Origin of the sequence: Shimia gijangensis, assembly GCF_900142085.1 — a bacterium.
GTDB lineage: Bacteria > Pseudomonadota > Alphaproteobacteria > Rhodobacterales > Rhodobacteraceae > Shimia > Shimia gijangensis.
Map to the genome: position 1 here is coordinate 1 of NZ_FQZQ01000050.1, position 6,484 is coordinate 6,484.

Consider the following 6,484-nt stretch of genomic DNA (forward strand, 5'->3'; position numbering starts at 1 on the left):
AGAACTTTGTAACGATATTTAGTGACCCACACGACGTGGAACCTGTGGTAAAATCGCGTGTGCGCGGCGGATGAGTATCGCATGATCTTCTCTCCTGTATTTTGAAGCCATACCGCCTTTAGCGGGCTTCAAAATACAGGAGAGAAGATCAGCAACAGATTCGCTGAAGCGGACCGGCTAGAAGCCGGTGGTTTATCTCCATTAAGTGGAAAAATTAATTCTACGCGTCCATACCTGAGCCTGATCAGGTTTCATAATCTCGATTGACTATGTTCAAATTGAACTACCCCCCGAAATTTCCCAACTTTCAGAATCTGCAAAACCCGGAGCCACACCGCAAGACAACTCCAAGTGACCCGCCCGTGTCATAATCGGTACAGAAAAACAAAAACAATCTTACAAACCGCGCCTATCACGCGGGATTAGAGTATGAGAAGGATGATGTAGAGGTCTAAGCGGCATGACGGGACGATCCCACTCCGCCTTAAAAAGGAAAATTCCGTATGAAAGGGCCGGTTGACGCTATGTTTTCCGATGATAACGCATTTGCGGAGTCTCTGGCACGTGTTCGGTTTCTGGTGAATAAGGAGCAGGCACCGCCACAGCCTGCAAACCTCCCGGGTGATCTAGCGGTATATGTCGCGTTGCGACGCAACGGGGAACGCCTTGCGGATGCTTGGTCACCTGTAGCGCGCACTCAAGATCCTCTTGCATCGGCTATTGCCAGTGCGCTTAAAAATCTCGGTTCAGCGTCACACCCAGACACAGTCGAAATTGTCTTTTCTTATCTTTTCCGGCCTGTTGATGCAGATAAAACCGGACAGATCTTTAATAACCTCAACCGTGGGCGCATTGGTATCCAGCTTACCTCGGGCGACAGGGTCACGCGCTATGCACCTACCCAGATGATCGCGACTAACTTACCTTTCAAGAAGATCATTGAGACGTTCTTCGCCGAAGAAGTAAAAAGACCCGTTCGGCAGGCTAAACCAGTTATCATCCGCAGGTTTGAAGCTATGTGTTTTTTGGTGCCGCTAACTGAGGGTCAGCCTCCGGTGCGGCTTTTCCGAGGCAACAAGGTTGTTCTTCAGGACGAGGTCACGGCAGAGACTACGGCCGCACTTGCAAGGCGCATGTCGGACTGGATGCTGACCAATCTTAATGAAAATGGCCGCATGACATACAAGTACTGGCCCAGTCGGGGAGAGGAATCGACGGCAAATAACATGATCCGCCAGTGGATGGCCTCTGTCGCGCTGGCCCGCATTGGCCGATATTTTGAAGATGATGATGTGACGGCGCGAGCCCTGCTGAACATCCATTACAATCTCAAAGAGTTCGGCGCGCGCAAAGAAGATCTTGAGTTCATTTATTTTGGTGATGAGGCCAATCTGGGTGCTGCGGCCCTCGCAGCGCTAGCAATCCGCGAGCATCCAAAGGAACGCATCTTGGAACAGACGGAACGCCGCCTGCGCAACACGGTCGAGCATCTATGGCATGAGGACGGGTCCTTTACGTCCTTCCTAATCCCGCCGGGAGAGAATCGGAACCAGAACTTCTATCCAGGCGAGGCCCTGGTCTATCTGGCGGGCAGATATGCTGAAGAGGCGGACCCTACGCTATTGGACCGAATCATGAAATCTGTGGCGCATTACCGTGAATGGCACCTTAACAACCGTAACCCGGCGTTCGTGCCCTGGCATGTGATGGCTTATGAAACCGTCTGGATGCAAACGCGCGATGCAGATCTGCGCGACTGGATCTTTGAGATGTCAGACTGGCTCTGCGGGCTGCAAGTCGCGGACTCAACAGTTTGGCCGGACATCGCCGGCCGGTTTTATGACCCGGAGCGGCGGCAGTTTGGTCGACCGCATGCCTCCGCGACGGGAGTATATTTGGAAGGTATGATCGCGGCATGGCGGGTTGCACGCGGCAGCGGTGACACCAGTCGCCAGGAACGGTACCGTTCCTCAATCACCCGCGGGTTGCGCAGTCTGATGCAGTTGGAATTCTCCGGCGAGGCCGACATGTTCTATATCTCTAAACGAGGAAAAGTCTCCGGCGGTTTGCGGACGACAGTTTACAATAATGAAATCCGAGTTGATAATGTGCAGCATGGATTGATGGCGATCCTGCAGATTTTGCATGATTTTTCGCCTGCTGATTATAAAGGAACGGGTGCCTGAACTCTAGTGGTTCAGCAAATCGAGCAGGCATTGCCATGTGTGGACGTATAAGGACCCCGCACCGGAATTAAGTCGGGACAAGCTCAACCACCCACCAACCGTTATCTGTTTACACACCGCTATCGCAGGTCAGCGTGCTTTTCCCGGAGGTAAGATCTTGTTGGAACCCGTGCCACTAAGTCGGCTTGGCCCAACTCCGACACGTGAGTTTGGACCGAAGTTTTTGGTTTTACCGATCTGACTAGGGTCCTTCGTTGCTTGGATTGTTGTGTCGAGCAGGGCGGTAGGTAGCGCGAAGCATACTCATAGTTCATTCGAATGAGGTTATTGCTCAAACCGCCTTTAGAATTGATCCAGTTTTGAACCCAAGCCGGATAATTCGCCAACAAAAACTGAGTCCCCCAGTTGTTGAGACGTGCAGAGGAACCATGGGCCTTGTGGAAGACAAAGGACGCGCCTCGCGAAATGCAAATCTGGCTCTGTGGCATCGACAGATACAAGGTGCAGGCGGATTGACATTTGCCTTTGATTTTAACGCTTGTATTCATAGCCCTTGCATTTGATACAGCGACTGCGTATTTGGACAGCTTACCACCGTTATCCGAATAAATAACTAATGGATTTGCCGAGGCGGACTGCGATGCTTCGGCAACAGAAACGCCTGTTTCCAATATTGCCAGCATGCCAAATGTCAGCGCACTGCGTCTAAATGCGTTTTGCAGGAAGCCGTGCCGAGGAGCGTTGCCGACCGAGGGCCGCCCGCCAATTTCGATGCAGTTGTGAAGGCTTTGAAAATTGGTGACTGAATATTTATCACCCCTTGAGAACTCCTTAACAAGGCTGAGTTCACTTGATTTGTTTGCAATACTCATGGCTTGGCCTGTTTATTTTCCTTGGAACGAAGGAAGATCAACGATCCTCGCAATGATTTTTGCGCGCTGAATAAGTCAAAAATGAGGGGGCGTTGTGAAGAAAAATGACAATTTTTGTGGTGACAAACCAATTCGAACTCGTCTCTGCTAGGCCAGTGAAGCTGCCCTTTATGCGGCACAAAGACCGCGCCACCCAGCGAGAGCAGCGGTGCGGGGTGGTGTCAGACAAATTCGAACCAGTCTCAACTAGGCCAGTGAAGCTGTCCTTTATGCCACACAAAGCCCGCGCCACTCAGCGAGAGCAGCGGTGCGATTCAGCTTGAAATGATCTCTTTGGGAAAGGCTGCGCTCCGAATTGAAATGGTTATAGACTGAAGCGTGAACGGCGGCGAATTTCTGCAAACTTCGCATACGACGAAAGCGGTGCATCGCTCGCTCTCGCCTTCGAAAAGGTAGATGTGAATTTTCTGCGCGATTGTTTTACCAGCGCCCGGATTCTTGCTTCCAGGCGTTGCCAAAAACCTTCATCGCAGCACCATATGGACGCAATTTGTCGGTCACGATGACTTCCGGTTGTCCATATCGCTTCATCGCTTTCTTCAAGAATTTAAGGGCCGCAGTGCGATCCCGGCGCTTAGTGACGAAGCTTTCTAGCACCTCACCTTCGTGATCCGCCGCACGCCAAAGATAGTGTCGTTCGCCGTTGATCTTCAAAAAAACCTCATCGAGGTGCCAGCGCTAGTTCGAGTAACACCGCATCCGGAAAATCCGTTTTCTGCGGATTTCAGATGCAAACAACGGGCCAAATCTATTCCACCAAAACCGCACAGTTTCGTGGCTCACATCGATGCCACGCTCGTGCAGCAGATCTTCCACATTCCGAAGTGACAACGGGAAACGAACGTAGAGCATCACTGCCAGGCGGAAAATCTCGGGGCTGGTTTTGAAATAGCGAAAAGGGGAGCGTTTTGTCATGCTTCAACGCTAAATCCCCGCCCTGTCCTTCACAACCGAGTTTCTTCTGGCATCACCCAATTCGATGTTTCAAATCCCTCAAGAAGAACTGGACGAGGCATTGGATGCCGCCGCCGAATCCATCCCGGATGTCCTGTCAGCAATATTCAGGGAAATCCGCGTTTCACTCGAGCAGATGGGAGCACCAATCCAGTAGGGGCTGAAGTTCATAGCGCCAGCTAGGCTATGTGTGCCCAATGCCGAGTAGCGCGGTTGTTGAACCTCTCGGAACCATTTAGGCTCCTCTACTTCCACTGTTTTAAGTTTGAAGTCGGCCGTTTTCGCTTCCGAGATGAAGGCTTCTCTGGCGGCCACAAATCTGCCAAATTCGACAGTTATGTCTAAATCGGATCGAAGTACTGGCACTTCTTTTGTTGCGTCTGGAAGGGAGATTAAAATGAAAAAGCTCTTGAGAATTGGGATGGCATCCCTGCTTTTATCAACATTTGTAGCGGCTCCCGCAGTGCTGCTCATGACTGCTGACTTTGCTGTCGCCAAGAATGGAAGTGGCGGTGGGAACGGAAACGGCGGTGGCAATGGTGGTGGAAACGGCAACGGCGGTGGCAATGACAAGGGAGCTGATAACGGGAAGTCGGGTGGAAAGGGCTTTAGCAAAAGTTCGAACGCCAATGGTAATCGAGGCAATAGCGGTAAAGGGAAATCCGGCGGCGGCATATTTGGCGGTGGGCTGAAAGGCGCACTGGGCGTCTTCGGCATTAAGGGAAAGGAAAAAGGTAACACTGGCAAAGCCAATGGCAATGCGGCCAGGTCTGGAACGAAGACTGTTGGCAAAACAAAAGACCATATGCATCCAAGTAAACTTGGGAAAATCAACGGGATGATTAATTCCAGTGTGAATGCAAAGCTCGCCCATATCCGTAACGGAAATTACAATGGAACGGTTGGGGTTGCTGCGGCATTGGCGGTCGCTCAGTATAACGCGAGCCAACAGGAAGCACTTAGTCCGGAAATGGAAGCCCTAGCGGCGGCTGTTGCGCTTATTGGTAGTTATACTGAAGATGCCGAGGGTGCCCTCGATCCCACAAGTGAAGAAGCTATTGCGTTAGCCGCGGCTGAATCACTGGTTGGCACTACAGACCCAGACACGATGGCAGCTTTGGCGGAAGCCCAGGCAGAAGCACTGGCGGCTGAACAAAGCGTGACGGTTGCCCAAGCCGCCGTTCTATCGGGCTACAAAGGGACCTTAGATCCGACGAGCATTGAAGCCCAAGATGTGCTGGGCGCTGTGCAAGCCAGCTTTCCTACCGACGCGCAAGTAGAAGAAGCCTTGTCTGACGAAGAAGACGCGGGAGATACCTCTGACGCCACCGTAACGAATGCTTCGGACGAAGACATACAAGACACGGAAGAAAACGGCTAACATTCAACTGGATCAAGTGTGCGCCGCGTTTTTGCGAGCCTAGTTTTAGAAAATCAGTTCCGACGTGATGTGTCAGACAACAAATGGCGGGGCTTCGGCCTCGCCTTTTCTTTTCTACTTCAGCCTACTTAGAAGTTCTCTCGCTTCATACTGGTGGCGCGTCGGGTTTCCCCTGCTCTTGCCCTTCCATAGCCTTCACGGCCACGTCCTAATTCACCCATGGGTGGTGTCAGACCAATTCGAACCAGTCTCTACTAGGCCAGTGAGGCTATCCCTTTATGCCGCGCAAAGCCCGCGCCACTCAGCAAGAGCAGCGGTGCGGTTCATCTTGAAATGATCTCTTTGGGAAAGGCTGCGCTCCGAATTGAAATGGTTATAGACTGAAGCGTGAACGGCGGCGAATTTCTGCAAACTTCGCATACGACGAAAGCGGTGCATCGCTCGCTCTCGCCTTCGAAAAGGTAGATGTGAATTTTCTGCGCGATTGTTTTACCAGCGCCCGGATTCTTGCTTCCAGGCGTTGCCAAAAACCTTCATCGCAGCACCATATGAACGCAATTTGTCGTTCACGATGACTTCCGGTTGTCCATATCGCTTCATCGCTTTCTTCAAGAATTTAAGGGCCGCAGTGCGATCCCGGCGCTTCGTTACATAGCTTTCCAACACCTCCCCTTCGTGATCTACCGCGCGCCAAAGGTAGTGTCGTTCACCGTTGATTTTCACGAAAACCTCATCGAGATGCCAACGCCAGTTCGAGTAACATCGCATCCGGCTGACCCGTTTTCTGCGTATTTCAGTAGCAAACATGGGGCCAAATCTGTTCCACCAAAACCGTACAGTTTCGTGGCTTACATCAATGCCCCGTTCGTGCAGAAGATCTTCTACGTTTCGTAACGAGAGTGGAAATCGGACGTAAAGCATCACCGCCAAACGGATTGAGCAGCCCTATCTGACGGGTCCAAGTTGGTTGTTAGTGCATGATCGGCCTGAGTTCCATTGGTATGATGGTTTCCGGAGCCGGAGGGCGGTAG

The 6,484-nt window shown here is 51.7% G+C and carries 3 protein-coding genes and 3 pseudogenes; 2 read left to right on the forward strand and 4 right to left on the reverse strand.

Features of this window, described 5'->3' with window-relative positions; translation table 11 throughout:
- Positions 1–83, reverse strand: a pseudogene (locus BUC32_RS21090) (IS200/IS605 family transposase); the annotation flags it as partial.
- Positions 84–503: 420 nt separating this feature from the next.
- Here BUC32_RS21090 and BUC32_RS19730 point away from each other — a divergent pair.
- On the forward strand, positions 504–2,186 hold the full coding sequence (locus tag BUC32_RS19730) for a hypothetical protein (protein WP_073257290.1): 1,683 nt from the start codon (positions 504–506) through the stop codon (positions 2,184–2,186).
- A gap of 119 nt (positions 2,187–2,305) precedes the next feature.
- Here BUC32_RS19730 and BUC32_RS19735 read toward each other — a convergent pair whose 3' ends face one another.
- Entirely contained in the window at positions 2,306–3,058 is a 753-nt protein-coding gene (locus BUC32_RS19735; RefSeq protein ID WP_073257293.1) for a hypothetical protein, read from the reverse strand.
- 267 nt (positions 3,059–3,325) lie between these two features.
- Positions 3,326–4,033, reverse strand: a pseudogene (locus BUC32_RS19740) (IS6 family transposase).
- 436 nt (positions 4,034–4,469) lie between these two features.
- On the opposite strand from BUC32_RS19740, the gene BUC32_RS19750 reads away from it, so the two are divergent.
- Entirely contained in the window at positions 4,470–5,453 is a 984-nt protein-coding gene (locus BUC32_RS19750) for a hypothetical protein (protein WP_139280814.1), read from the forward strand.
- 276 nt (positions 5,454–5,729) lie between these two features.
- Here BUC32_RS19750 and BUC32_RS19755 read toward each other — a convergent pair.
- Positions 5,730–6,389 (reverse strand): annotated as a pseudogene (locus BUC32_RS19755) (IS6 family transposase).
- Between the last annotated feature and the right edge of the window lie 95 nt (positions 6,390–6,484).